This window comes from Acinetobacter sp. AOR18_HL (genome assembly GCF_027855145.1).
Classification (GTDB): Bacteria; Pseudomonadota; Gammaproteobacteria; order Pseudomonadales; family Moraxellaceae; genus Acinetobacter; species Acinetobacter pittii.
This window is the reverse complement of record NZ_JAKTIG010000023.1, coordinates 203,218-229,715: the sequence shown is the minus strand read 5'-3', so window position 1 is coordinate 229,715 and position 26,498 is coordinate 203,218. Positions and strand designations below refer to the sequence as shown.

The window sequence follows — 26,498 nt, the reverse complement described above, 5'->3', positions numbered from 1 at the left end:
TAACATGAGCTACCAGAAACTCAGCCGTGACCAGATTGCACAACGTGTGGCACAAGATATTCCAGATGGTGCCTATGTGAACTTGGGTATTGGCCTGCCGACCAAGATCGCGAGCTACTTACCTGACGATAAAGATAATTTTCTTCATTCTGAAAATGGCCTGTTGGCTTTTGGCCCACCGCCAGCTGCAGGTGAAGAAGATCCTGAACTGATTAATGCGGGTAAAGAGTTTGTGACCATGCTTGAAGGCGGCAGCTTTTTCCACCATGGCGATTCATTTGCGATGATGCGTGGTGGTCACCTTGATATTGCAGTACTTGGTGCATTTCAGGTTGCCGCGAATGGTGACTTGGCAAACTGGCACACGGGAGCACCGGATGCGATTCCTGCGGTAGGTGGTGCGATGGATTTGGCTGTGGGTGCCAAGAAAGTATTTATCACTACAGACCATGTGACCAAACAAGGTGAACCGAAGATTGTGGCTGAGCTGAGCTATCCAGTGACAGGCAAGAAATGTGTTGACCGTATTTACACCGACCTGTGTGTGATTGACGTGACTCAAGATGGTTTAAAGGTAATTGAGAAAGTGGAAGGTCTTAGCTTTGATGAGTTACAGGCTTTGACTGGTGCAACTTTGATTGATGCGACTCAAGGGTAAGGAAGTAGGGAAATGACATTAAAAAATGCTTATATCATCGATGCCATCCGTACTCCATTCGGCCGTTACGCCGGTGGCCTTGCTCCTGTCCGTGCCGATGATCTGGGGGCTGTGCCGATTAAAGCCCTCATGCAGCGTAACCCAAGTGTAGATTGGGAACAGGTCGATGATTTGATCTATGGCTGTGCCAACCAAGCCGGTGAAGACAACCGTAATGTCGGCCGTATGTCAGCACTGCTTGCAGGTTTACCATACCAAGTACCGGCAACCACTATTAACCGTTTGTGTGGTTCATCACTCGATGCGATTGCCATTGCTGCCCGTGCCATCAAGGCAGGTGAAGCGAATTTGGTGATTGCCGGTGGTGTAGAAAGCATGAGCCGTGCACCCTATGTGATGGGTAAGTCAGACAGTGCTTTTGGCCGTAGCCAGAAGATTGAAGATACCACCATGGGATGGCGTTTCATTAACCCTAAACTTAAAGAATTGTATGGTGTAGATACCATGCCCCAGACTGCCGAAAACGTGGCTGAACAGTTTAACGTCAATCGTGCAGATCAGGACCAGTTTGCCTTGGTGAGCCAACAACGGGAATGGGTGCTCCAGAAGAGTTTACGTTAGAGAGAATCAAGACCGCGATAAAAACTGTTGTAAAGACAACGCATCAACTGGAACTGAAAAGTGTGGCATTTGCCCCTAGTATTTTAGATACAGGTCTGAATCCTCCCTCTGGTTTAAATGAAGTAATGCTACAAGCTCTCAAAGAGGAATTAGACCGACATCATCAGCTTCATTTGCAAAATTTAGTCAAAAAATCTGAAATTGAAAGATGGGTTTTTGATGCTGGTTTTCAAAATTATGATGCGAAGGCCGAGCAATCTAGAGTGTCTTTTTCTAAAATTTTTTATAGCTAATATTTCAACTTATCAAAAAACAACTTGTTTATTAAACATGACTCATATAATAAATGGGAACGCAACAAGCATCTCTATAGCTTGATCTAGGAGGTCGTTATTTGAAGTTATTTATTATTATATTCATAGTAATTTTTTCTAGTATTGGACTCATTTGTTTAATCGCGCTACTCAGAAATTTAAAAAATTATTCACCATCTGGTGAGCATGATCATTCATCTGCTTCAACACATCATTTTCACGATAGTAGTCCGAGTCATCATCATAGCTCTAGTTACTCAAATGACTGTTCATCATCATCTTCTGATTCAGGCGGATGTGATGGCGGTGGTGGCGGGGGAGATTAAAAAAAGCCCTTTTATGCAAAGGGCTTTTGATGATTTAAGGTAAATCGAACCAGATAAATTGACTGTCTTCAATTGCGTGAATTGTCGCTTTATCTTCAAAAACTAAAGCATCGCCTGCTTTAACTTCTTGATCGCCAATGCGAACTACACCTGAAATCACGTGCACATAGTTCACTTTTTTAACCGTATCAACAGTTAACTCATGTCCTTTTTCCAATACTGCAGATTTTACTTCTGCATTTTGGCGAATATGCATTGGTGCATTTGCATCAGGCCCTGCAATTAAATGCCATTTGTTTGGATCTTTACGTGGGTCAAGATTAATTTGCTGGTAATTTGGCTCTGCGTCTCTTTCATCAGGAATAATCCAGATTTGTAGTAAATGTACAGGCGTATTAGTGTTGTTGATTTCACTGTGAGCAACACCTGTGCCGGCACTCATGAGTTGCCATTCACCCGCTTTAATCTGGCCTTCATTTCCCATGGTGTCACGGTGTGAAATTGCACCATCTAGCACACAAGTTAAGATTTCCATGTTGTCATGGGAGTGCGTACCAAAACCATTATGCGCATCAATCTGGTCGTTATTAATTACACGTAGAGCGCTTACACCCATATATTTAGGGTCATACCAACTACCAAATGAAAAGCTATGATAAGACTCTAACCAGCCTGCTTTTACATGACCTCGATCTTCACTACGATGTAGATAAGCATTCATGATCTAATCTCCCAAATTTTTATTTATCTCTTGAGAAATATAATAATGTTCTATGTGGGGCTAAAAAATAGGTTAACTGCAACATGTCGTTGCATAATTGATATGGTCGTATAGTTTTATATTTATAGATATATGTTGACTCATAAAAAAACCTGCACAAGGCAGGCTTTATTCAAATGATTACTGATCTTAGTTCGCTAAATCAAGGTCATCATATTCATTCAAGGTCTTACCTTGCTGAATATGTTTTTGATAATGTTGAGCACGGAGTATGTCTAGTTCTGAACTTGATACGCCATCTCTCCAATAGCCAGCAATACGCACGTCATTTTTATTAAACTGTTTGTCTTCTAGAAAAAACTGGCGTAAAGCTCTGGCTTCTTTGCGTTCGCAAGCCGCCCAAATCGTAATATTGTCATAAGTTTTTAGTGCAAATGCTGCTTTTAAAAGAAGACCTTTTTGTGGCCTGTGATGTTCTTTATGGAACGAATGAATTTTGACGTGGTCATGACGGGGTAATTGGCTAGCAATATCTTTTTCAAAACTCTCAATGAAAATATCCGCACTTACGCCATTTTTCCATTCATTCAGTATCGAATATAACGCGGGTACAGCCGTATCGTCGGCAAACATGACCACATGTTTTTTATGTATGAAATTGGGAATGAAATGAGGGCGGGGGCCAATAAGCCCGATTTTTGTACCCACTCGAGCTGAATTAAGCCATTCCATTGCTGGGCTTAAATCTTCATGTTTAACAAAATCAATTTCGATTTGAGCATTTACAGGATTGAATGAACGGACCGTATAGACGCGTGAGATGGGTTGTCCCTCTGGCGGATTGCTCACAATTAACCGAATTGCTAAATTGGGAGCTTGCCAAAGCTCTGGCTGTAATGTGTTGATTTTTCCTTGAATTCTGACAATGGACGGATACGGCGTATGGATCGAGACGATAGTCATCTCAAGCTGTTCCATATCTTGTAAATGGTCTTTTTCTTTTAGTAAGTCGCCATATACTTGTTTCGATTTTTCTGCAATTTTTGTCATACATATAACCCAAGCTTCATGATTACTATAGAGCGTAATAATTGATATAGATGTAGTCTCTCTATTCATTACGATAACCAAGTTGGCTCTAGATGTAAATAATAATCATTATTAATTGTGGTTTTTAGATCTAAATATAGACCTCTAAACGATTAGACCTAAGGTTAAAAATTATCTTATTGTTTTGATATTTATCATTTTTCATAAATGGCTTTTAAAGGGGGAAAATTGATATTTCTCACAATATTAATTGTAAATGATTATCATTTGTATTATTGTGCTGGGATATCTATTATTCGAACAAACAGCGATAAAGACGACATTTTTATAACTTTGTTTTGAATATTAGGTGGGGTGGTATTGCATAAAGAATAGGGTGAGGACCAAGATAAATGCTAAAAGATTTGAGTCAAAATTTAGGGCAAATGAATGATAAAAATAACAACGTAGAAAATTTCTTAAAGCGAATTTATGAAAATATTTTTGATCAAAATTCCCATCGAACAGCACTTATTTTTGAAGACCGTAGCATTAGTTATGCTGAGGTAGGGGCTCAGGTCGCCAAAGTCATGTATGCGCTAAAAAAGCAAGATTTGGCGACAGGGTCTGTGGTAGCCATTTGCTTAAGAAAAAGTCCTGAGCATATTTATACCGCTTTGGCATGTGCGCTTATTGGCATCATTTGGCTTCCTGTAGATATGGATTCTCCGCCATCGAGACTGAACTATTTATTGACGAATAGTCGGGCAGATGTTGTGGTGAGTGACTCATCCATTGCAGGTGTTCAAAACCTAAATATTAATGAAATTTTATCGGCTACAACTGAGCACAAACCGAGCTTTAATGCCGAAATCAACCGACGTCCGGCATATTATTTATATACTTCGGGAAGTACAGGGACTCCGAAGTGTGTGGTCTTAAATAATCAAGCCACAGAAAACACGCTACAACAGACGATCTCGGAATGGAAAATTACTGCTGACGATGTGATTATGGCTGTAACACCATTTCATCATGATATGTCGGTATTTGATGTATTTGCTTCAATGGCAGTGGGTGCAACTTTGGTGGTTCCATCTTTTGAGCAAAGTAAAAATGCTGTTGTCTGGGCCAATTTAGTAGATCGTTACAAGGTTACGCTTTGGAGCAGTGTGCCTGCCATTGTCGATATGCTGTTCAGTGTAGCTCAAAAAGAACAACTACAGTCTTTGCGTTTAATTGCCCAAGGCGGCGACTATATCAAACCTTCACTCGTCTCGAAGATAAGAGAACAATTGCCTAACACTCGTTTATTTTCATTAGGTGGACCTACCGAGACCACAATTTGGAGTATATGGCATGAAATAAATGAGCAAGATCAGGAAATTATTCCGTATGGAAAAGCTTTAGAAAATAACCGTTATTATATTTTGGATGAAAATCTGAAGCCTTGCCAAATGCGCGAGGTCGGTACGATGTATATGTCCGGCCTGAATTTATCTAATGGTTATTTACTTGATGGGGAAATTTATTATAAAGATTTCGTTGAAATTCAAGTGAGTGAAAATGAAACTCAAACTGCTTTTCGCATGAGTGATCAAGGATATTTTAGGGAAGATGGAAATATTATTTTTGCTGGACGTGAGGACGGTTATTTAAAAATAAAAGGTGTGAGAATCTCTGCGGCCGAGGTTGAAAATGCTTTAACGAAGAATCCGTATATTCATAACTGTGTGATAGTAAGTTGTGTACACCCAACGACTGAAACTCAAGAGTTAGTCGCCGTTTACACCCTAGAAAATAAATACAAAACTACTCGCTTAAATAGCCCTGAATTAAAGAACTTTTTAAAAGTGCATTTACCGAGTTCACATATTCCTTCGAAATATTTGGTCCTCGAAACCATTCCTTTGACCCGAAATGGAAAAATTGATCGTAAAGCTGTGCAAGAAATCGCTCAGGGGAAAATTTACGTATCTTCTATGTTGTCTACAAACTCCTCTAAAACACAGTTATCAGTCGCTGAGGTAGGAGACTCGGTTTTATCGGTTTTCCGTGAATGCATCGCTGACAGCCAAGCTGAAAGAATGGATATTTTTTATAGAAGTGAAATATTAGCGATAGGAGTTCGTCCGAAACAACTCATGAGTATTGCTCAGAAACTCTCTCAAAAGCTCAATACAGAAATTGATTTTTATACACTCATTAGCTGCAAAACAATTCAGGATGTGGTGAATAAAGTAGAGCAGCAAATAAAATAGAAAATTGAAATGTGCTTAAAAGCGGAGTTGAGATGTTTGCTTTTAAGCACATGATTGGTTTTAGGGCAACTAGATTTGAGCTAAGGTTGCCTTAATTTTTTCACAGATACTTTGCACTGTTGCTGTCGGGAAGCGGTGGGCTTGATACGTAATGATCATGCTTAACTGATGTTGTCCATCAATCACATTTTCCATAATTTCAAAATGTAATCCGAACATCGATTCATCACGTTCTGGCAAGATCTGACGATAAGGAAGATCTTGTCCCTGAGGTGTTTTGAGCGCGCCGTTTAAAGCGTTATTTGAATGGATATGAATAAACACATCAAATAACAGTCCTTCATCGGCGCTCATTCCTAATGCATTTTGAATATGGTTGATAGGAATATCTGCATAGGCCATCGAGGTATTAATCATTGTGCTGATATTGTGGAGCAATGATTGGAATGAATCTGAAGGGCTAAACTGTGTGCGATGCGCCACCATGGTCGTAAAGTAACCCACCGTATCAAAAAACTCAGGATCAGTTCGTCCAGATGCAGAAGTACCAATCACAATATCTTTTAAATTACCTTGTTGCTGTAACGCATTGGCGATTGCAGTATAGAGAACCGCGAAAATAGAAGAGCTGTGTTGTCTCGAAAATGCGAGAAGCTTTTCATGCATTTCCGGTGCAAATTTAAGTTCGAGCCATTGGACTGGAGGTTTTTCCTTTTCAGCATTTAACTCATGTTCCGAAACAGGGAGATGTAAACCTTTGGTTGCTCCTGTTAGCAGGTTAGTCCAATAATTTAGATGGTCTTGGTTAATCCCTTGTTTTTGCTGGAGTAAAGAAAAATCAAGAATAGATTGGGCGGGTACCTTCCAGTTTGGTGCTTGAGCATTTGAACGAGCAAGATAAGCATGCGCAAGGTCAGCCATAATGGTATTTAAAGACCATTCATCAATCACCATGTGATGAACTAAAAACGATAGAGTTTGGCGGCCTTGAGCATTTCGAATTAAACGAATTCTTAATGGAAGTTCGCGTGTTAAATCAAATTTATATGAAGCTTCACTTGCAAGCGTTGCATCGTGACTTTCGGCACTGTTCCAAAACCATTTGAATTGATGAAGTTCAGATGTAGGAACCACCTGTTGATAGGTTTGAGCATTGTCGGTATTAAAAATTGTGCGTAAACCTGCATGGCGCTCAACAATATCTGTAAAGGCTTGAAAGAAAATATCTTCATTAATTTCTTCAAGGAATTCTACGGCAAATGGCAAGTTATAAATTGGGCTAAAATCGAACGCAGAATAAGCTTGCCACAGGAAATCTTGAGCTAAAGTAAGCGGGGCTTTATCGACACTTTGTAAGGTGGATTTTTCAGTTTTTGCAGATTTAACGAAAGCGTATTGGGCTAAGTCAGCAGCAGATGGGGATTTAAAGAAATCATTAAATTGAATCTCAATTCCATGTTTATTGAGTAGGTTTCCAATAATTCGTGTTGCTAAGAGTGAATGGCCGCCAAAATCAAAAAAGTCATCATGTTGGCTCATTTCTGGTTCAGCGAGTGTATTTCGGAACTCTTCTAAAATAATTTCTGAAACATAGGTTTGGTTAGGTTGTTGTGGCGCTTTTGCGAAACTTGTATCTAGATGATGTGAGATATCAATTTCAGTCAGTACCAATGGCATATTATTTGGTGAATATTGTTGATATCGATTTTGTATAGCCTGAATGAAATCTGACTTTTGATAGCTTTCATCAAGAATCGGGTGGAGCGCTAAAATAAGAAAATAGTCTTGTTCAGTTTCTACGAGACTTGTAAAAAAAGGGGGATGAAATTCTGCATTCCATGATTGCGCTTTTAAGGTAGCTACCTGCTCAAATACCTGTTCTGTATTGCTCTTTTTTAATTCTAGGCAAGCTGAATGGTCATCAAATGGATATTTGTATAAATCGCCTTCGTCACTAAATGTATAGCGGACATTTAAGTCAGGCGTAGTTTTAATAATGTCTTGAATTGCTTTAATCAGCAGTTGAATGTCTAAACCTTGATTAACTTTCCACAGATTAAAACGTCGATTAACTTGTTCAGGCTGCTGTAATTGCAACATCCAGATATGTTCTTCGTAATCAGTAACCGAAAGGAGAGAGGGCGATTTGGAAAATTGTTCCAACATAAATGAATCCTGGTTTATCAAATGGCTATTTTCATCAATTTTTATTTCGCAAATTTTTTACATTAGATTAAATTTCATATAATTCATAATGTTATAGATTTGCTTGTTTGCAAAAATTGACCTTTTTCTAATGAGTTGATGTCCACATGAACTGTACTGATGTAACAGTAGGGTTACATTTTACCTTTAAACATACTATAATTGATTCTCATTTACATCAAGATTATTATTTGCAAGAAGATGGTGCCAATTGAGAATGACGAATTTTTAAAATAGAAAATAAATAATAAGTAATTGATTAATATTATTTAATTCGAAATTGGTTCAGCAAGAATAATTTAAAGATGAAAAAAACGATCCTCAGAATAGGGCTGTGATTTTGCCTATTCAAAAGGAACTTATTTTGTTGTCTCGATAAAATTGAGGAATTTTCATGAGAATATTCAATCATGAAAGGTTAATAAGCCCATCAAATGTTGAACAAATTTTCCCTCGCTTTGGTTTGATGGGACTAAATTTGCAATTTGCATTGGCTTTATTACGCTCAAGTGGGGCACGCCACTGATGCGATTTGGCTTATTCTGTATTTTTATCCTTTTATGTATTTGTTCGTTATTGCTCGGAGCTGAGCAAATACAGTGGTCTACCTTATTTTCTTTTTCTCATGAGAGTTGGCTCACTCTTACAGCCAGCCGTATTCCTCGTTTGATTACCATTGTGCTTACCGGTATCGGGTTGGCGGTATGTGGTGTCATCTTGCAGCATATTGTGCGTAACAAGTTTGTTGAACCGGAAACTTCGGGCGGTTTAGATGCTGCCAAACTGGGAATTTTAGTGTCATTAACTTTAGTTCCTGTAACCAGCACGCTGAGCAAGATGATATTTGCGATCATTTTTTGTTTTATTGCCAGTTTAATTTATATCGCAATTATTCGGCGGATCCGTTTTAGAAATACGGTTTTAGTACCGGTTATTGGCTTGATGTACGGCAGTGTACTGAGTGCCTTAGCTGAGTTTTATGCCTATCGCTTTAATATTTTACAAAGTATGCAAGGGTGGCTTTTAGGAGATTTTTCAAAAATTGTTCAAGGCCACTATGAAGTTATTTACATTATTTTTCCGATTGTTGTCCTGACTTATCTTTTTGCACATTGCTTTACCGTGATTGGTATGGGTGAAGAGATGGCTTCTAGCTTGGGACTTAGTTATGCAGCTATAGCCGCCATTGGTTTAATACTGGTTGCCATTACAGTTTCAACCACAGTAATTACTGTTGGCGCCATTCCTTTTGTCGGGCTTGTGGTCCCCAATTTGGTCGCACTGAAATACGGAGAAAACTTAGCTAAAACCTTGCCCATTGTGGCTTTAGGTGGGGCGTCTCTATTACTGGTTTGCGACATTCTTGGTCGCTCGATTATTTATCCATTTGAAGTGCCAATCGGACTTACCGCAGGTGGTGTGGGGGGAATTATTTTCCTCATCCTCATTTTGAGGGAGTTCAGATAATGCGTATTACAAAGCTATGGATGATTTATCTGATTGTCATCTGCCTAGCAGTATGTTTTTTATTTTTAAACTCAGGACTAGATTTTGATTACGTCATTCCTAATCGACTTCTGCGTCTTGCCACGATTGTGATAGCCGGTATTTGCGTTGCTTTTTCCTCGATTGTTTTTCAGACACTGGTCGGTAATCGTATTTTGACTCCCTCAATTATGGGCTACGAAGCGATTTATCTCTTATGGCAAGTTTTGTTGTTGTTTTTTTGGGGAACACATGGAGTAAGTCAGTTAGGGGTAAATGGTAATTTCTTTATCTCAATCGTTTTAATGCTGCTTTATTCGTGGGTAATCCATAAGTGGTTATTGCCATATGGCAGAAATGATGTCTTTCTCCTGTTGCTTTTAGGGTTAGTTCTTACGATGGTCGTCGGGACGGTTACTCAATTTATTCAACTCAAAATTAACCCTGGTGAATTTTCTGTTTTCCAAGGCCTTAGCTATGCTTCGTTTAATCGCTCTCAACCAGAAACTTTATTTTATGCCAGTGTAGCCGTAGTCATTGTTCTATTCCTCGGTAGAAAAGCACTCCCTGTTTTGGATGTTCTGGTTTTAGGACGTGAGCAAGCCATTTCATTAGGTATTCATCATCACCGCTATGTCAGTTTCTATTTAGCCCTAATCGCTATTTTGGTTGCGGTATCTACCAGTCTGATTGGCCCGACAGTATTTATGGGCGTATTTATTGCCAACATTACTTATGCACTAGCAAGAAGTTATAAGCATAAATTAACGCTGCCCATGGGCTGTGCCATCACGATTGCCATATTTATTGCTGCTCAAATTTTAGTTGAGCACGTTTTTAATTACAAAACGACCGTCAGCATTTTGGTCAATCTGGTATGTGGCATTTATTTCCTTGCGCTGACGGTTCGTACCCGAGGTGTTGCATGATTCATGTCAAGAATATCAATAAGTCATATGGAAATAAGCCAATACTGACTGACGTAAATGTTGAATTTCCTACAGGTCAGGTGACGTCACTCATTGGTCCAAATGGAGCTGGAAAATCGACTTTGCTCATGATGATGGCACGTTTAATTGAACCAGATAAAGGCGAGATTTTTCTTAATCATCAAAATATTGCGGATATTAAAACCGCTGTTTACGCCAAGCATGTCGCGACTTTACGTCAAGCACCTGGCTTTAATTTGCGCTTAACCGTAGAAGAGCTGGTTTCATTTGGACGCTTTCCCTATAGCCGTGGTGTTTTAACCGAGCAAGATCGTCAGGTGGTTGATGAGGCTATTGAGTTTCTTTCTTTAGAACCACTGCGCAAATCTTACATCGATGAAATTAGTGGTGGTCAAAGGCAAATGGCCTTTTTGGCGATGACGATCGCACAGCAAACAGACGTACTTTTATTAGATGAACCCTTAAATAACCTTGATATGAAACATGCCGTTCAAATTATGCGCGCACTCAGGCGCTTATGTGATGAACAAGGGCGCACTGTGATTTTAGTCATTCATGACATCAATTTTGCCACGAATTATTCGGACCATATTGTCGCGCTGAAGAACGGCAAGTTTCATTTCAGTGGGTTAACCGAACAAGTGATTACAGAGGCGCAATTAAATGATCTGTACGAGCTTGATTTTGAAATTACATACAGTGAGCGTGGCTGTATGTGTAATTACTTCAACTCATCTGGAGCTTGAATACATATGAACTGGAAGAAAAAGTATGGGGGAGTAGCCCTCATCATAGCGGCAGCTGTCACTCTACAAGCATGTGATCAAAAAGTTGCAGATACCACTCAAGCTTCTCAGAAGCTAGCAGAACCGATTACGGTAAAACATGCGCTTGGAACTACGGTGATAGATCATCTACCGCAACGCGTTGCCGTACTTGATATGAATGAAGCTGACTTTCTAGATCAACTCAATGTCCCGATTATGGGAATGCCAAAAGATTATGTTCCACACTTTTTGGAAAAATATAAAAAAGATGCACAGATTCAGGATTTGGGTGCAATTGTGCAGCCCAATATGGAACGGATATATGCATTAAAACCAGACTTGATTTTGATGACGCCATTACACGTTAATCAGTATCAGGAACTGTCCAAAATTGCCCCGACCATTCATTACGATATTAATTTCAACAATAGCGCGAGTAATCATATTGGTTTGGTTAAAGACCATATGATGACCTTAGGAAAAATATTTAATAAAGAAGATTTAGCCCGCCAGAAAGTTTCTGAACTCGATGAACAGTTGAAGCAAGTACAAGCCGTAACGGCCAATCGCCCAGAAAGAGCGTTAGTCGTTCTTCATAACAATGGGGCATTTAGTAATTTTGGTATTCAGTCACGCTATGGCTTTATTTTTAATGCTTTTGGGGTAAAGCCTGCAAGTGGTGTGATGGATACAAGTCTACATGGGCAACCTATTTCGAGTGAATTCATCAAAAAAGCGGACCCAGATATTCTCTATATCGTGGACCGAACTGCTGTGATGGAACATCGCTCAAAAATTAATGCTGCCAGTGTTGAAAATCCATTATTACGTCAAACCAAAGCATGGAAAAACGGTCGTGTCATTTTTGTCGATGCCGATGCGTGGTACACCACGGCTGCAAGCCCAACCTCACTCAAAATAGTGATGGAAGATGTGAAAAAAGGCTACCAATAAATTTTTAGGTACATCACTTAATCAAATTTTACAGCATAAATTTTCACTATTTTGCTTTGTATTTTAAGCAGATAGTTAATAAAAAATGAATCACAACATTAAAGGTCTTTCAATGAACAACGTTAGCGATAACCGTAATTTTAAAAGTGGGAATGATCAAAGAATTAATCACCGTTCTTTTATATTAAATGGTGTTGCATCTGCACAAATAGCCCTTCGATTAGGCTATGCATTAGGCACTGTATTTGTACTATGTGCATCAAATACCTATGCTGCTGTTATTAATAATTCAACAAAAACTCTAGAACAACAAGCTGCTCAAACAAATGTAGCAGCTTTACCAGCAATTACCGTAAAAGCTGAACAAGACGATACTTATGCAGGTGGACAAGTTGCAACATCGAGCAATGTTGGATTTCTCGGTAGTAAAAAATTTCTAGATACGCCATTTAATACGATTAGTTATACCGATAAATATATCGAAGATAAACAGGCAAAAGATATTACAGAAGTGATTGCAGCAACTGATCCATCGATATATACCAACGGTGCAAGTGGTGGTTGGAGTGAAAACTATTATATTCGTGGATATGCTTCGAGCACGAATGATATGTCAATGAACGGACTTTTTGGTATCACACCGTTTTATCGAACTTCTCCGGAAATGTTTAGCCGCGTTGAGGTGTTGAAAGGTCCTTCCGCTTTGTTAAATGGGATGCCGCCAGCAGGATCGGTGGGTGGAACGGTAAATCTAGTGACCAAATATGCGGCTGATGAACCGTTTGCACGATTGACTACGACATATATGTCGGATGCTCAGTTTGGTGGACATGTCGATGTTGGAAGAAGATTTGGTGAAAATAAAGAATTCGGCGTTCGTATCAATGGGATGTATAGAGATGGTGATGCAGCAGTTAATGATCAATCGAAAGAAAGTCGTTTATTTTCGCTTGGCTTAGATTGGCAAGGTGAAAAAGCACGTGTTTTTGTTGATGCTTACGATGCCTTAGATCATGTTGATGGTGTGACACGTGGTGTTAACGTCTCTACAGCAGTTGGAATTCCGAAACCACCGAAAGCGGATACCTTGCTTAGTCCGGATTGGGGCTCTGTGGAAACCAAAGATAAAGGTGCCATGATTCGTGGCGAATATGATTTTTCTGATCAGTTGATGGCATATGCGGCTTATGGACAAAGTACAACCAAATATAAATATAATGGGGCAAGTGCAGGGACGATTACGAGTAGCACTGGAACACTGAGTTCAATGCTTGGACAACTTGCTTTTGAAGTCGATAAAAAATCAGCAGATGCAGGTTTTAAAGGCAAGTTTGAGACGGGGCCTGTGAAACATCAATGGGTCGCCAACGCAACTTACTATAATCATGCACAAGATGATTATGGTTATAGAATTATCCCAGGTTTTAGTAAGCCTGTTATTACGAATATTTATGATCCAAATCCAAATTGGGGGCCTAAACCGGAGTTTACACCGCCGTTTCTATTTCATTCGACACTCTCTACCTCTAGCTTCGGTTTAGCCGATACATTGTCGTTTGCTCAAGATAAAGTACAGTTGACTTTAGGACTTCGTCATCAGACTGTAAAAGCAACAAGTTCTGTTAATACATTACCTGAAAATGCTAAATCAGCAACCACGCCTGGTGTCGCGTTACTGATTAAAGCGAATGATAAAATTTCTGTTTATGCAAACTATATTGAAGGTTTGACAAAGGGTGATCAGGCGCCTGCAACTGCATCAAATGCGGGGACAATATTTCCTCCTCAAAAAACTAAACAACAGGAACTTGGTTTGAAGGTTGATTTGGGGACATTTGCGCATACATTGAGTGCATTTGAAATTACCAAACCAAGTAGTTATTTAGATGCTTCACAGCTTGTGGATAACTTACCTACCTTTGTTTCGGATGGAGAACAACGAAATCGTGGTATTGAATGGTCATTCTTTGGTTCACCAATTGAACATGTGCGTTTAATGGGTGGCTTTACCTATCTTGATCCTGAACTTACTAAGACTAACGGTGGAGGAAACGATGGTCATACAGCAGTTGCTGTGCCAAAAAATCAGGCTAAGCTTGGAGCAGAGTGGGATACTCAAGTAGCACAAGGGACTTTAACCTTATCAGGAAATATCAATGCAGTTTCCAAGCAATATATTAATGCAGAAAATACCTTGTCCGTACCTGGACGTACGCTCTTAGATGTTGGCGCACGCTATAGCACGAAAGTCGAGAACCACCCAGTTACTTTCCGTGCCAATATCTATAACTTAACCAACAAAGCGTATTGGGCACAGCCACAATTGACGAATTTGGCTTTAGGCGCACCAAGAACGTATATGCTATCTGTATCATATGACTTTTAATTTGTTGTAATCTTCAACCGAATAAAAAAACCCGCAATCGCGGGTTTTTTATGATATTCATATTTTATTCTGGCAAACCATAGTGCTGGAAAGAAGACTGTTTAGGAATTCGATAAGCATTACGCCCTAGTAATTGATTAATAATGACTGAGTTTCGGGTTGCCCCGATCCCTAAGTCAGGAGAACCTACACCTTGCTGAAAAATCTCGGCATTCTGAATGAAAATACGACCTTTTCCTTGATCACAACGTAAAGCGGTAAAGTCTTCTTGAACAATACAATCATTTTTATCATCAACAGATAAAATAGAACCTTTCATATTTTGGAACCATTCAGGCCAATCATGAACATAGCCTGTAGCTGCGACAAGGGCATCAGTTTCTAATTCGCATCGTTGATCGAGTTGGGTATGCAAACAGTTTAAACGCAGAGAACCCGATTCAAGTTCTTCAACCGATTCAACCTCACAGCTTGTGTATAGGCTTAAACCGGATTTTTCACCTGCCACTGAACGCTCATAAAGTACATCATATATATCACCAATGGTTGAGAAACTAATTCCTTTATAAATCAGGCCCTGACTAGCAGCAATATCGCGGCGTTTATCTCTAGGCAGGCTTTGGAAATATTGCATATATGCAGGGGTAAAACATTCTTGCCCAAGTTTAGAATATTCCATTGGGTGAAAGCCAGCAGAACGTGTGATCCAACGAATAGATGCACCTGCTTTTACTTGTTCTGGTGTAAGTGAATTAAATAAAGCAAGTACACATTCTGCTGCACTCTGGCCCGAGCCAATAACCGTGACTTGTTTACACTGTTTGAGTTGTTCCTGAATTTTTGCAAACTCCGCAGAATGTTTTACTAAAGGGTGTTTGCATGTTTCAAGCCACGTAGGAATTCGAGGTTTAGTCCCAATACCAATCGCCAGATTTTGGCTTATATATTTTTGTTTTTCGCCCGAGGCTGATTCACTTTCTATAATAAATTTATCGAGCTTGCCGTCATATTCCACATGACTTACGTTTTCTCCAAATCGACAATCCGGCAATTGTTTTGAAGCCCAACGGCAATAATGGTCGTATTCACGGCGTGGAATTAAAAAACTGTCGTAATAATAAAACTGATGTAAGCGATCATGTTGATGTAAATAATTAATATAGCCTAAGGGATGGCAAGGGTTGGCCATAGTAACCAAGTCGGCAAAGAAAGGAACTTGTAATGTCGTACCTTGCAATAGCAACCCTTCATGCCATCGAAATTCTGGTTTACGTTCTAAAAATACGCTTTTGATTTCGGGATGATGAGACAAAAGAGCAGCTAAACCTAAGTTGAATGGTCCAATACCAATTCCGGTAATATCTATTTTTTTCATGTTTATACTTTATCTGTTTCCAAAATGATGAAAGTTAAAAAGACGAATTAATGTGGTGTTAGTAATTTCTCTACATCAGCAATATTGCGACATTGAATAAGTTGAACAGGTGAGAGCTGAATCGCGTATTTTTCATTAATACGTTCTGAAACGACCTTTAAATGATGTGGACGCAGCCCGAGATGAGTAAAATGAGTTGAGTTGTCCACTTTCTTATTTGGCGTGTGGCCTATCACTTCTAAATAAATGTCGAGTAATTGATTTTGCTGTTTAGCATTATTTTCAAGTGGTATAGATGAGTGGTCAGACTCATTATTCTTAAAATATAGTCGTTTATTTTGAAGCTCACTGAAAAAATTACTGAGATCAAAACTGAATATTTCTGAACCAATAATTTGCTTGATTGCTAATTGTAGTGCATTCAAGAAATCTTCAATCATGTGAGGTGGAAATGCTTCTTGAGCATAATCAATATCGAAAATTAAAGCGCCGTCATTTCTTGTGCTAAAGCGAATATCAATTGCAACTTGAGGTGTTTGAGTAAGGCCATCTTGTTGCTGAATAGGATGAGATTCAGATAATACAGGCCATGATAAACCATTTGTAATTACAATCGGTAATACTGGAGCAGTGCCAACTTTTTCAAATAATAGCCGAGCGAGATCAACGCCTGAAAATGAAAGATGCTGTAAACCCTCTAAAACTTCAGTTTGCAAACGGTTTGCTTGTTCAACAAATTGATCTGAAGTTTTCCATTCAACAGCAATAAACGTAGAGCTATTGGAAAATGGTCCGGCATAGAGGGGAAGTGTAGGGACAGCAACGCATAGAGATTTGTCCGTGCTCCAATGAGATAGCACTTCCAAAATAATCGCCATGATGATTGAGTTTTTAAACAGCGAATGTTTTGCACCTATTTTAGACAACTGTTTAAATTGAGCTTTCTCTATAACCAGACTATTACGTTGGTAACGTGAAGTCGGTAAATGCTGTAAGGGTGTTTTCCACGGAAGCGCTGGAATGTTAGATAATTTAGCAAATTTTCTTTCCCAGTAAGCCATATCTGTCTGATGAACAGATAAGCTATTTTCAACTTCATTTTTTTCTATTTGTGTTTGGATATCATTTTGTTGTCCATCAAACAGCTCTAACATAAGTGAAGCTATAGATCGGCCATCTAAAATTAATGCATCAAAGCGGACAAAAATCGTTAATAGATTATTTTTTAATAAAAATACAGTGATATTCCAAGGTGACTGATTTAAATCAAATAGCTCATGCGTATAACTATTTTTATAGGACTGGATGTGGTGAGAAGCACGTTCAGGTTCCCATGTAGTTAGGTCTATTTCTTTTAAATTGACACTCACTTGATCGCTTACATATTGTACTAACCTATTTTTATCAATATAGGTTCGTAAGCTGTCATGCCGCCGTACCATTTCTGTCAATCGTTGTTTTAATAAAACAATATCCATTTTGCCGTGATACTGCCTAAACTCTTGCATGGCAACACCACCTAAAGGAAGGGCTTGAGTTCGGCCTAATAGGTAGGCTTGCTGTAATGCATTTAATGGTTTTTGAGACGTACGATCTGATGGAGTATTTTGGGCTGGGCTTATAATTTGTGTATTAAGTTGTTCAGGGTGCACTGCAAGATTTTTAAGTAAATGAATGAAAGATTCAAATAAATTCGTAATCCATTCTTTGGGTAGAGCATCTAAACGGATGTCCCAGTTAACTAAAATACCGTCATCTACATGAGCAACTTGTGCATCAAGTGCAACTTGCGGCCCTTGTGAAATGACCCAATTCATTGAGCCAAAAACACGGCGGACACGTTCGGAAAGTAAATTATCATTTTCTAAGTCGAGTGCCGCTGTAAATACCACGGGAGCAATCTGTGCACTACCATGATAACGGGATAAGTCACGTAGAACATTAACACCCGAATAATGTGAATGCTCTAATAACTCAAACATTTGATTTGCTATTTGTTTGCAGAATGCGGCTAAGGTAGTCGTCTCATTCATATCGACATCAAGGATGACTAAATTAGCAAAATCACCAATAGTGCCTTCGACATTTTTTAAAACCGGCTCACGCCAAAAAGTAGGAATATTTAATCGGAAGCTGTGATCTTTGGTTGCATGACCAAGCGTATAGGCAAATAAACCTAATATCAGGTTAGTCACAGTAATGTGTTGTTCTCTAGCAAGTTGTTGTAATGCTTTTCGTTCTTCCGGCGATAACCACGTACTTAAACGATCACTTTTTGCTGTTTTGAATTCTTGATGTATGAAAGGTAGAGACGGAGCAGGGCTAATATGAGGCAGACGTTGTTTCCACCATAAGCGGTCTCGTTGGTTTAATTTTTTTAGGTCAGGGTCTGTCCGTTTTTTTTGATACCAGTCAAAAAAATTAGGCGGACGGGAGAATGATATTTCTAGGTCTTCATAAAACAAAGAAAGATCTTCCATTAAATTCAAGAAGCTGGACGGATCTATAGCAATCATGTCCGTATCTACATGAAAACGAAAAATATTCTTTTTAAGAACACTTACAGAAAATCTTACAGTCTGGCCCTGACTTAAATCAAGTTTTTGATGGGTCCATTGCTCCCGTTTTTGCATGAGCATTTGCTCAATTTGATGATCGCTAAGCTTTGAAAAATCATCGACTTCTAATATCTGTTGAGCCTTCTCAGCCATGATGTTTGCGATGCCATCGGCACTCAAACTTAATCTCAAAATAGCGTGTTCTTTATAAAGTCGTTGAAGTGCTAAATGTAATTTTTGTAGATCAATAAATTGACCGTCAAATTCTGCATAGAGGTGGGCAGCAACCCCACCTAAAGTTGCGTTGCCAGAGCGACCAAACCAGCAGGCCGCTTGCATCGAAGTTAATTCACACATTGAATGATAACTCGGTTGACAAATTAATTTTGTTTCAGCATCATACAAACAAATGAAAATGATTACCAGTTGCATTTGTTAATCATTTCCAATTTTGCTGTGAATATATAGCTTGTCCGTCTTAAGAGTTTTCTTTTGTCGGTATTCAAATTAAATATTTATGCCGATATGTAAGAAAATTTACGAAGAATCAATAGCTTGATAACCATTAAATTAAATTGAATATTTAGAATGTCATGAAAAAACAGTTGATTGAGTTTGTTCGCTGGTCTCCAGAGAGAGCGCAACACTATCGAAATAAAGGTTATTGGATTGACCAACCTTTGACGCGCATTTTAACGGTAGGGGTTCAATCGCATCCGCATTCGCCGGCAATTATTTGTGGTGAGCGTCAGTTGAGTTATATCGAGCTGGACCAGCTATCAACAAATTTAGCTTCTCGACTAGCTGAGAAAGGCTTGGGCAAGGGTGATACTGCTTTAGTACAACTTCCCAATGTTGCAGAGTTTTATATTGTCTTTTTTGCCTTGCTTAAGGCTGGTGTGGTCGTACTCAATGCGCTATATAGCCATCGCCAATATGAACTAAATGCCTTTATTAAACAGATTCAACCTAAGCTTTTAATTGGTTCGCGTCAGCATGAAGTCTTTAACAATAATCAGTTCATTGACTCACTTCATGATGTAAATTTAAGTCCTGAAATTATTTTGATGCTCAATCATCAAGCTACCGATTTCGGACTATTAGACTGGATTGAAACACCAGCAGAGACCTTAGTCGATTTTTCATCTACACCTGCTGATGAAGTTGCTTTCTTTCAGTTGTCAGGTGGAAGTACGGGAACACCAAAACTTATTCCAAGAACGCATAATGACTACGACTATAGTGTGCGGGCCAGTGCCGAGATTTGCGGTTTAAACTCAAATACCCGGTTATTGTGCGCTCTGCCAGCTCCGCATAACTTTATGTTGAGTTCACCCGGTGCATTAGGCGTTTTACATGCAGGTGGATGTGTTGTGATGGCACCAAATCCTGAACCGCTCAATTGCTTCTCTATTATTCAAAGACATCAAGTCAATATGGCATCTTTAGTGCCGAGTGCTGTCATTATGTGGCTAGAAAAAGCCGCTCAATATAAAGATCAAATCCAGTCTTTAAAGTTGCTTCAAGTAGGTGGAGCTAGCTTCCCTGAGTCTTTAGCGCGTGAAGTTCCTGAAGTCCTCAATTGCAAATTACAACAAGTATTTGGAATGGCCGAAGGCTTGGTCAATTACACCAGACTAGATGACTCCGATGAGCAAATCTTTACGACACAAGGGCGTCCTATCAGTTTTGATGATGAAATCAAAATTGTGGATGAACAGTATAAAGAGGTTCCAGAAGGTGAAATAGGGATGCTTGCGACTCGGGGACCTTATACCTTTTGTGGTTATTACCAAAGTCCTGAACATAATTCACAGGTCTTTGATGAGGACAACTATTACTATTCGGGCGATCTCGTACAGCGTACTTCGGATGGTAATTTACGTGTAGTAGGAAGAATTAAAGACCAGATTAACCGTGGTGGTGAAAAGATTGCTTCGGAAGAAATAGAAAAACTTATTCTTCTACATCCGGAAGTTATGCACGCAGCTTTGGTCGCAATTGTTGATGACCAATTCGGTGAAAAAAGTTGTGCCTTTATTGTTTCTCGGAATCCTGAACTTAAAGCTGTTGTGCTCAGACGCCATCTCATGGAGTTGGGTATTGCACAATACAAACTTCCAGACCAGATCAAATTAATCGAAAGTTTGCCACTGACTGCAGTCGGTAAGGTGGACAAAAAACAACTTCGCAGCATTTTAAATACATCTACAACATCTTAATAAATATTGAGCAGCATATGGCTATTTCAAAAATTTCTACTTATCTCATGCCCGAAAGAGAGAGTTATCCAAATAATAAAACAGACTGGCAGTTAGATCCTTCTCGAGCAGTTTTATTAATTCATGATATGCAGCGTTACTTTTTAAATTTTTACGATGCTGAAAGTGAATTAATTAAAACGGTTGTTAATCATTTAGTTCAACTAAGAACTTGGGCACATCAGAACAATGTTCCTGTTGTCTATACAGCACAGCCTTATGAGCAACCAGAGGCAGATCGTGCATTACTGAATGCGATGTGGGGACCGGGTTTGCCAGCCTCAACAATCGATCAGCAAAAAATTATTGATCAACTTTCTCCTGCTGAACATGACATTGTCTTAAAGAAATGGCGTTATAGCGCGTTTAAACGTTCGGATTTGCTTGAAAGAATGCAAAACTGGAATCGTGATCAGCTCATTATTGGCGGTGTCTATGCCCATATCGGTTGTATGGTTACGGCAATTGAAGCTTTTATGAGCGACATACAACCCTTTCTGGTTGGGGATGCAGTTGCCGATTTTTCAGAAGAAGAACACCGCTTAGCTTTGAAATATGTGTCTTCACGTTGTGGTCAAGTCATTGATACCGAATCTGTAGTGGGGCAGGTGGCAACAGGCATTACACGACCTTGGCTAGAGCAAAAGGTCCAGCAACTGATTGAAGAAGATGAATTAGATCCCGAAGAAAACCTGATTCTTTATGGATTGGACTCATTACGAATTATGCAGTTTTCTTCGGAACTCAAAGCACAGGGAATCAATATTAGTTTTGAAGAATTAGGACGCACACCCACTTTATCAAATTGGTGGTCATTGGTTGATGCACGGCAAAGGATTGCAGGGTAGAGGGTTGCCATCATAAGGCATACGACAAATCCTGGTCGCTAAATTTATACATAAAATTTATATCTTTGATAGCGACTCCTTAGACGACTTGTAATCGTCATATTAACGGAGCAAAAAATGATTTTATCGCCTGCTGATCAAGAGAAAATAGAGACATTCTGGAATTACTGTTTAAAACATCAATACTTCAATATTGGGTATCCTGAATCTGCAGATTTTGATTATTCCGCTTTATTTCGTTTTTTCAAATTCTCTATTAATAATTGTGGTGATTGGAAAGACTATAGCAATTACGCATTGAATTCTTTTGATTTTGAAAAAGATGTGATGGCATATTTTGCTGAAATTTTTCAAATTCCTTTTGAGGAAAGCTGGGGATACGTAACCAATGGTGGCACAGAAGGTAATATGTTTGGCTGCTATCTGGCGCGTGAGCTATTTCCAGATTCCACATTATATTACTCAAAAGATACGCATTATTCGGTGGGAAAAATCGCCAAATTATTGCAGATGAAATCTTGCGTGGTTGAATCATTGGATAATGGTGAAATCGACTATGATGATTTAATCCATAAAATAAAAACCAATAAAGAAAGTCATCCCATTATTTTTGCAAATATTGGTACGACCATGACCGGCGCAATTGATGATATTGAAATAATTCAAGAGCGCTTAGCGCAAATCGGAATCATGCGCCGAGATTATTATATTCATGCCGATGCTGCCTTGAGTGGCATGATTTTACCTTTTGTTGATCATCCTCAAGCGTTTTCCTTTGCTCATGGCATCGACTCGATTTGTGTGTCTGGTCATAAAATGATTGGCTCACCGATTCCATGTGGCATTGTTGTGGCCAAACGCCAAAATGTAGAGCGTATATCGGTAGATGTTGACTATATCTCTACACGTGATCAAACCATTAGTGGTTCTCGCAATGGCCATACTGTCTTGTTGATGTGGGCGGCAATACGTAGCCAAACCAATTTACAAAGACGGCAGAGAATTCAACATTGCCTCAAAATGGCCCAGTACGCAGTTGATCGCTTTCAGGCTGTTGGGATTCCTGCTTGGCGGAATCCGAATTCAATCACTGTGGTATTTCCATGTCCTTCTGAACACATCTGGAAAAAGCATTATCTGGCAACCTCTGGAAATATGGCTCATTTAATTACTACGGCACATCACCGAGATACACGTCAGATTGATAGCTTAATTGACGACGTTATTTTTGATCTACAAGGTGCCTCTAAACGTACAGTTGGTTTTTAGTCATATCAAACAAGATGATTTAGACAAATCCCTATTAATTTTTACAGTCTAGAAAATGATCTAAAAATATTTTGATAGGGTGGTTAGGAAGTTTTTGATGCAATTAAAGTTTTTTAAAAAATACTTTTTATACGATTTTCTTATTCATGCTTTTTTAAAGCCGAAAAAGGCAATTCTTGCTGGTCAATTGAAGCGAGATTTCATTTTAAGTACCGCTTTTTTTATGAATATAAAGAGAGATAAGCATGTCTGATTTAAAGTTATCTCATCTGATGACAGACTCTTCCTTGGCACCTGCACTCAAGCCAGCATTTCCTAAATTATTTGCAGGAACACTTGCTGCCGTATTTTCTGGTTTAGCCATTTTAACAGCCCTGTGGGGCATGATTCAGTTGATTGGTTATTTATCTTCTTATTGGGTGATCTTTTCAGCGGTTTTTTGGATAGTCGGGGCAGCATTGGCAGCACTGGCTTCATGGTTAGTACATGATGCAGAGGCTGGATTTTCGGCACGATTACGTCGTCAAATTGCTCATCATTTAATTCGGTTACCGACCACAACCCTATCAAAACAGGGTGACCAAAGCTTAAAACGACTGGTTTCAGACGATATCGCAACTTTACATCATATGGTGGCGCATTTACCGTCGGAAATTGCGATTTTTGCTGTAATCCCTTTAGTTTCTATTGTTTTATTAGTTGTGTTAGTTGGCCCGATGGCTCTTTGGGTATTATTACCTGGGGCAATTGCTTCACTTTATTATTTAATTATTGTCCCCCATGTATCAAAACGGGATGGTGCTGCACGTATGCAGGTCATGTTAGATATTATTGGTTCTGCTGATGATTATGCGCGCGGCATTCGTGATAATCGAATATATGGGCAACAATCAGGCGCTTTAACTGCCTATACCCAATCAGCACAAAATTTCACTCAAAATATGGTGTCTTGGGTGAGTAAAGTCGCAACACTCGCTGCTGTTGCCACTGCATTACTACAAGCTGCTGCAACCTTTGCCATAGCCTATCTCGTGGCTTATCAATACGACAGCATGACCTTGGCTGCAACACTTTTCTTTAGTTTGGCCATCGTGACACCTTCACTACGTTTAGGGCATGGTCTTGATTATGTTGCTGCTGGGCGAGCTGCAGCTAGTCGTTTATCTGCATTCTTAAAAGAGCCAGTACTCTCATCGGGCAATCTACAACAGATTGAGCAAGATGTAACACTCGAAATAGTTAATGCAAGCTTTACAATTGAAAATCAAAAAGTATTGGATCGATTAAGTTATTCATTTCCAAAAAATTCAATGACTGCAATTACAGGGCCAAGTGGAGTTGGGAAAACAACCTTACTGCGAGCACTTGCTGGGTTCGCTGTATTGCAAGAAGGTGTCGTTCAATTAGCAAAAACAGATATTTTGCAATTACATGAAAAACTAAGACATGAAAAGGTTTTGTTTATTCCACAAGGTGGAGATGTATTACCGGCCACAGTAAGAGAAAACTTATCCTTATCTGCCGTTAATGCAAATGATGAACAACTTGAGCAGGCATTACTCAAGGCCCAATTAAAAGTAGATTTAAATGCAGATGCAACTTTACTTTCAGGTGGTGAAAAACAGCGCATAGGAATAGCGCGTGCGTTTTTATCCTCAGCTCCTATTATTTTATTAGACGAGCCAACGAGCGCACTCGACCAGACCAATGCGACAAAAATAATATTGGAATTAAGCCACTTAGCTAAAAACCAGAATAAAACCATCGTCATGGTCACTCATGATCTTGCCTTAGCTGCTCATGCCGACAACAGGTTAGTGCTTAAAGGCCCAACTGACTCAGGGAAATCTTTATGAATACTCCTGCTAAATTAAATAAAGATCAGATTTTTTCGATGCTTCCTCGTGCAGCCAAGCAAAAATTAATTATTGTTGGTATCGGATGGATCATTGTTGCCGCAATTGAAGCAATCGCATATACCGTCTTGGCATTTGCAATTGTCAATCAATGGTCTCCAAGTTGGGTTCTCATCAGTGCAATTGCAGCAATATTAGTGACAGTTATAGTCACTCGTGCTGGCTTCCTTACTGGTGTGCGTTTAGCAGGAGACCTATTTGCTGAGTTAGGCAAATCTTTAGCTCGTGCCAAGCTCTCTTGGTTTACCAATGAACAGCGTGCTCAGATTAAGACAATTGCTGGACAGGGAATTCCTGGGTTTATGAGTATCCCTGCTCATCAATTGCAAACCTTTTTACATGCGCCTTTTATGCCTTTATTTCTAACAATAGGAATAGGCCTGCTTGCTGGAGCAGGCGTAGCATTTGTCGCTTTAGGCTTACTTTTACTCTCTTTATTTGCTCAATTCCTAGCACAACGTGCACTCATGCATATTGATAAAAAACGTAATAATGCCGATTTAGCTGCTTCACAAGCAACGTTGGAATTGGTTGATCATGTTGAGTTATTACGCACAGCCTCGGGACCAGAACGTGCGGTCCAAAGGCTAGAACATCGTTGGGAAGAGCAAGAAGAGACTTTAGTACGGATTAATCGTGCTGCTGCATTTGCAAGTTTTGTTGCAACCTTGGCAAGTGTTTTACCGATTGCTGGGATGGCAACATATCTGGTGATCGCTGGAGTCAATCATGCTGCTTTGGTATTGGCATTACTCGTCTCAATTGGACGTGCAGCAGCGCCGTTAGGTGAACTTGCTACCGCAGGGTTGCATATCAATGATTTGTTTGCCGCACTGCGCAATTTTAATCAGATCACCCATCCACCTGAGTTGCCTGAGCCATTACACCCTCAAATTCCTACTGGCCATCATATTTCGATACAAGACGTTAGCTATGCGCCAGCAATTGAAAATATATCTCTCGACATCGCATCGGGGAGCAGAGTATGGGTTACCGGACCAAGCGGTAGTGGTAAGAGTACTTTACTTGAATTGCTTACAAGGTTTGATGATCCACAAAGAGGAAAAATTACCCTTGGTAGCATAGCTCTTGATCAAATGAAATATGAAGATTTGGTTTCGAATATCGCTTATGTCACACAAGAACCTATTTTGTTCACAGGAACACTGGCTGAAAATATCCGTTTAGGAAAACCTGATGCAACTGATGATGAAATAGAAAAGGCTGCAAGAGATGCCGCATTAGGCGCAATGATTGACCGTAGTTCAGAAGGAATTAATCAATCGGTGGGTAAGCAAGGCACCGCATTGTCTGGTGGTGAACGTCAGCGGGTCGCAATTGCGCGAGCATTACTCAAAAATGCGCCGATTTTAATACTTGATGAAGCTACCTCTGCTTTGGATGAAGAGACTGAGCAGGAAATCGTTACAACGATACGTACTCTTTCTTCTACGGTTATTTTTGTGACACATCGTGATTCAGCCATTTGGCAACCGACTCAAACTATAAATTTAGCTTCAATTTCTGTTTAAAAAATAGCGCAGAAACCTGATTTAAGCATTTTTTATAAAAGAAAAATGCTTAATATTTGGAG

The 26,498-nt window shown here is 39.4% G+C and carries 18 protein-coding genes and 2 pseudogenes; 15 read left to right on the top strand and 5 right to left on the bottom strand.

What is annotated here, in order from left to right:
- The first annotated feature begins 4 nt into the window (after positions 1-4).
- The 4 genes and pseudogenes from MKL51_RS06290 to MKL51_RS21020 all read left to right on the top strand — a co-directional run bounded on the left by MKL51_RS06290 (position 5) and on the right by MKL51_RS21020 (position 1,919).
- Positions 5-658, top strand: a complete 654-nt coding sequence (locus tag MKL51_RS06290; RefSeq protein WP_270904247.1) for a 3-oxoacid CoA-transferase subunit B — start codon at positions 5-7, stop codon at positions 656-658.
- A gap of 12 nt (positions 659-670) precedes the next feature.
- Positions 671-1,249, top strand: a pseudogene (locus MKL51_RS06285) (beta-ketoacyl synthase N-terminal-like domain-containing protein); the annotation flags it as partial.
- Positions 1,249-1,572, top strand: a pseudogene (locus MKL51_RS06280) (M17 family peptidase N-terminal domain-containing protein); the annotation flags it as partial. The pseudogenes MKL51_RS06285 and MKL51_RS06280, both read left to right, overlap by 1 nt.
- Positions 1,573-1,673: 101 nt before the next feature.
- Positions 1,674-1,919, top strand: coding sequence for a hypothetical protein (locus MKL51_RS21020; protein ID WP_080973501.1), 246 nt, complete (start codon positions 1,674-1,676; stop codon positions 1,917-1,919).
- Positions 1,920-1,953: 34 nt separating this feature from the next.
- On the opposite strand, the gene MKL51_RS06270 is transcribed toward MKL51_RS21020, so the two are convergent.
- Both MKL51_RS06270 and MKL51_RS06265 read right to left on the bottom strand, forming a co-directional pair.
- Complete coding sequence (locus MKL51_RS06270; protein WP_032005215.1) at positions 1,954-2,640, bottom strand: pirin family protein; 687 nt, start codon at positions 2,638-2,640, stop codon at positions 1,954-1,956.
- 189 nt (positions 2,641-2,829) lie between these two features.
- Positions 2,830-3,690 (bottom strand): siderophore-interacting protein, encoded by an 861-nt coding sequence (locus MKL51_RS06265; protein ID WP_270904246.1) that lies wholly within the window; start codon positions 3,688-3,690, stop codon positions 2,830-2,832.
- Positions 3,691-4,082: 392 nt separating this feature from the next.
- On the opposite strand from MKL51_RS06265, the gene MKL51_RS06260 reads away from it, so the two are divergent.
- Positions 4,083-5,930 (top strand): AMP-binding protein, encoded by a 1,848-nt coding sequence (locus MKL51_RS06260; protein ID WP_032005219.1) that lies wholly within the window; start codon positions 4,083-4,085, stop codon positions 5,928-5,930.
- Positions 5,931-5,999: 69 nt separating this feature from the next.
- Here the strand turns inward: MKL51_RS06260 and basB are convergent, their stop codons facing one another.
- Complete coding sequence (gene basB / locus MKL51_RS06255; protein WP_080973500.1) at positions 6,000-8,030, bottom strand: acinetobactin non-ribosomal peptide synthetase subunit BasB; 2,031 nt, start codon at positions 8,028-8,030, stop codon at positions 6,000-6,002.
- Positions 8,031-8,660: 630 nt separating this feature from the next.
- Between basB and bauD the strand changes: the two genes are divergently transcribed.
- From bauD to bauA, 5 genes are all read left to right on the top strand, one after another.
- The gene (gene bauD, locus MKL51_RS06250; RefSeq protein ID WP_032005223.1) at positions 8,661-9,602 is read left to right on the top strand and encodes a ferric acinetobactin ABC transporter permease subunit BauD; all 942 of its coding nucleotides are present in this window, start codon (positions 8,661-8,663) and stop codon (positions 9,600-9,602) included.
- A complete protein-coding gene (gene bauC / locus MKL51_RS06245; protein ID WP_032005225.1) occupies positions 9,602-10,549 on the top strand; it encodes a ferric acinetobactin ABC transporter permease subunit BauC in 948 nt (315 codons plus the stop codon). The genes bauD and bauC overlap by 1 nt, the downstream gene beginning before the upstream one ends.
- Positions 10,546-11,316, top strand: a complete 771-nt coding sequence (gene bauE / locus MKL51_RS06240) for a ferric acinetobactin ABC transporter ATP-binding protein BauE (RefSeq protein ID WP_032005227.1) — start codon at positions 10,546-10,548, stop codon at positions 11,314-11,316. The genes bauC and bauE overlap by 4 nt, the downstream gene beginning before the upstream one ends.
- 6 nt (positions 11,317-11,322) lie before the next feature.
- Positions 11,323-12,291 (top strand): siderophore-binding periplasmic lipoprotein BauB, encoded by a 969-nt coding sequence (bauB, locus tag MKL51_RS06235; RefSeq protein WP_017480695.1) that lies wholly within the window; start codon positions 11,323-11,325, stop codon positions 12,289-12,291.
- Positions 12,292-12,376: 85 nt separating this feature from the next.
- A complete protein-coding gene (bauA, locus tag MKL51_RS06230) occupies positions 12,377-14,677 on the top strand; it encodes a TonB-dependent ferric acinetobactin receptor BauA (protein ID WP_032005229.1) in 2,301 nt (766 codons plus the stop codon).
- A gap of 64 nt (positions 14,678-14,741) precedes the next feature.
- Here the strand turns inward: bauA and basC are convergent, their stop codons facing one another.
- Both basC and basD read right to left on the bottom strand, forming a co-directional pair.
- Positions 14,742-16,052: a putative histamine N-monooxygenase gene (gene basC, locus MKL51_RS06225; RefSeq protein WP_032005231.1), complete on the bottom strand. Its 1,311-nt coding sequence runs from the start codon at positions 16,050-16,052 to the stop codon at positions 14,742-14,744.
- Positions 16,053-16,099: 47 nt separating this feature from the next.
- A complete protein-coding gene (basD, locus tag MKL51_RS06220; protein WP_270904245.1) occupies positions 16,100-19,042 on the bottom strand; it encodes an acinetobactin non-ribosomal peptide synthetase subunit BasD in 2,943 nt (980 codons plus the stop codon).
- A gap of 161 nt (positions 19,043-19,203) precedes the next feature.
- Here basD and basE point away from each other — a divergent pair, with 161 nt between their 5' ends.
- The 5 genes from basE to barB all read left to right on the top strand — a co-directional run bounded on the left by basE (position 19,204) and on the right by barB (position 26,436).
- Positions 19,204-20,832 (top strand): (2,3-dihydroxybenzoyl)adenylate synthase BasE, encoded by a 1,629-nt coding sequence (gene basE, locus MKL51_RS06215; protein WP_032005235.1) that lies wholly within the window; start codon positions 19,204-19,206, stop codon positions 20,830-20,832.
- A 17-nt stretch (positions 20,833-20,849) separates the two neighbouring features.
- Positions 20,850-21,719, top strand: a complete 870-nt coding sequence (basF, locus tag MKL51_RS06210) for an acinetobactin biosynthesis bifunctional isochorismatase/aryl carrier protein BasF (protein ID WP_017480700.1) — start codon at positions 20,850-20,852, stop codon at positions 21,717-21,719.
- Positions 21,720-21,836: 117 nt separating this feature from the next.
- Positions 21,837-22,988, top strand: a complete 1,152-nt coding sequence (gene basG, locus MKL51_RS06205) for an acinetobactin biosynthesis histidine decarboxylase BasG (protein WP_017480701.1) — start codon at positions 21,837-21,839, stop codon at positions 22,986-22,988.
- 245 nt (positions 22,989-23,233) lie between these two features.
- Positions 23,234-24,844, top strand: coding sequence for an acinetobactin export ABC transporter permease/ATP-binding subunit BarA (barA, locus tag MKL51_RS06200; RefSeq protein ID WP_017480703.1), 1,611 nt, complete (start codon positions 23,234-23,236; stop codon positions 24,842-24,844).
- Positions 24,841-26,436, top strand: coding sequence for an acinetobactin export ABC transporter permease/ATP-binding subunit BarB (gene barB / locus MKL51_RS06195; RefSeq protein ID WP_270904244.1), 1,596 nt, complete (start codon positions 24,841-24,843; stop codon positions 26,434-26,436). Before barA ends, barB begins: the two co-directional genes overlap by 4 nt.
- Positions 26,437-26,498: the final 62 nt, after the last annotated feature.

Coding starts and splice junctions, on each gene's coding strand:
- MKL51_RS06290 (WP_270904247.1), top strand. CDS start 5: ATGAGCTACCAGAAACTCAGCCGTGACCAGATTGCACAACGTGTGGCA.
- MKL51_RS06270 (WP_032005215.1), bottom strand. CDS start 2,640: ATGAATGCTTATCTACATCGTAGTGAAGATCGAGGTCATGTAAAAGCA.
- MKL51_RS06265 (WP_270904246.1), bottom strand. CDS start 3,690: ATGACAAAAATTGCAGAAAAATCGAAACAAGTATATGGCGACTTACTA.
- MKL51_RS06260 (WP_032005219.1), top strand. CDS start 4,083: ATGCTAAAAGATTTGAGTCAAAATTTAGGGCAAATGAATGATAAAAAT.
- basB (WP_080973500.1), bottom strand. CDS start 8,030: ATGTTGCAATTACAGCAGCCTGAACAAGTTAATCGACGTTTTAATCTG.
- bauD (WP_032005223.1), top strand. CDS start 8,661: ATGCGATTTGGCTTATTCTGTATTTTTATCCTTTTATGTATTTGTTCG.
- bauC (WP_032005225.1), top strand. CDS start 9,602: ATGCGTATTACAAAGCTATGGATGATTTATCTGATTGTCATCTGCCTA.
- bauE (WP_032005227.1), top strand. CDS start 10,546: ATGATTCATGTCAAGAATATCAATAAGTCATATGGAAATAAGCCAATA.
- bauB (WP_017480695.1), top strand. CDS start 11,323: ATGAACTGGAAGAAAAAGTATGGGGGAGTAGCCCTCATCATAGCGGCA.
- bauA (WP_032005229.1), top strand. CDS start 12,377: ATGAATCACAACATTAAAGGTCTTTCAATGAACAACGTTAGCGATAAC.
- basC (WP_032005231.1), bottom strand. CDS start 16,052: ATGAAAAAAATAGATATTACCGGAATTGGTATTGGACCATTCAACTTA.
- basD (WP_270904245.1), bottom strand. CDS start 19,042: ATGCAACTGGTAATCATTTTCATTTGTTTGTATGATGCTGAAACAAAA.
- basE (WP_032005235.1), top strand. CDS start 19,204: ATGAAAAAACAGTTGATTGAGTTTGTTCGCTGGTCTCCAGAGAGAGCG.
- basF (WP_017480700.1), top strand. CDS start 20,850: ATGGCTATTTCAAAAATTTCTACTTATCTCATGCCCGAAAGAGAGAGT.
- basG (WP_017480701.1), top strand. CDS start 21,837: ATGATTTTATCGCCTGCTGATCAAGAGAAAATAGAGACATTCTGGAAT.
- barA (WP_017480703.1), top strand. CDS start 23,234: ATGTCTGATTTAAAGTTATCTCATCTGATGACAGACTCTTCCTTGGCA.
- barB (WP_270904244.1), top strand. CDS start 24,841: ATGAATACTCCTGCTAAATTAAATAAAGATCAGATTTTTTCGATGCTT.